This window comes from Arhodomonas sp. KWT (assembly GCF_010993615.1).
Map to the genome: position 1 here is coordinate 1 of NZ_WNXE01000693.1, position 884 is coordinate 884.

Here is an 884-nt window from a genome sequence, read left to right on the forward strand (position 1 = left end):
CTGGAGAAATACTTCCGCGAGTCCGAGCAGCTCGACACGCGGGTCTGGCTCTCGGCGGCCGAGGGCCGCGCCGGCGGCATGCTGCTGCAGCGCATCCCGGCGCGGGAGGACGCCACCACGGACACCGACGCGTGGGCGCGCAGCGGCCACCTCGCGGAGACCATCACCGCCCGCGAGCTGCTCTACCTGGACGTCTCCCAGATCCTGCGGCGCCTCTTCCACGAGGAGGACATCCGGCTGTTCGACCCCATGCCGCTGCGCTTCCAGTGCCGCTGCTCGCGGGAGAACGTCGGCGCCATGATCGCCTCTCTGGGCCCGGAGGAGGTGCGCTCCATCGTCGCCGAGCAGGGCGGCGTGGAGGTCCACTGCGACTTCTGCAACGCGGCCTACCACTTCGACCCGGTGGACGCCGAGCAGCTGCTCGCCGACCCCAGCGCGCCACCGCCCTCCGACACCCAGCACTGAGCCCGCGCGGTGGAGGCGCTCAGGCGCCGCCGCGCCGGCTCAGCCACGCGTCCAGCACCTTCAGCCGCTCCGGCGTACCGACGTCACACCACGCCCCGCGGTGGTGGGTCGCCCCCAGCCGCCCCGCCGCCGCGGCATCGCGCAGCAGCGGCGCCAGCCGGAAGGCCCCGTCGTCGCGCCCGCCGAACAGCCCGGGCCGGTAGGCGCCGATGCCGGCGAAGGTCAGCCGCGGCGGCGCCTCGACCGCCCGGCCGTCGCGGAGCCCGAAGTCCCCCTCCGGATGGTGGCCGGGGTTGTCCACGAGCACGATGTGCGCGTCACCGGCCGGCTCCCGGGGCAGCGTGGCCGGGTCGAAGTCCGTCCACACGTCGCCGTTGACCACCCAGAACGGGGCCTCGCCGAGCAGCGGCAGCGCCCGC

Annotated in this window: 1 protein-coding gene and 1 pseudogene; one reads left to right on the forward strand and one right to left on the reverse strand. The window is 75.0% G+C overall.

The window, feature by feature from the left end:
• Nucleotides 1-465: Hsp33 family molecular chaperone HslO (locus G7A99_RS21780; RefSeq protein ID WP_163144040.1), on the forward strand; the 465-nt coding region annotated here is incomplete at its 5' end.
• A 19-nt stretch (nt 466-484) separates the two neighbouring features.
• Here the strand turns inward: G7A99_RS21780 and G7A99_RS21785 are convergent.
• Nucleotides 485-884: pseudogene (locus G7A99_RS21785) on the reverse strand (mannose-1-phosphate guanylyltransferase); the annotation flags it as partial.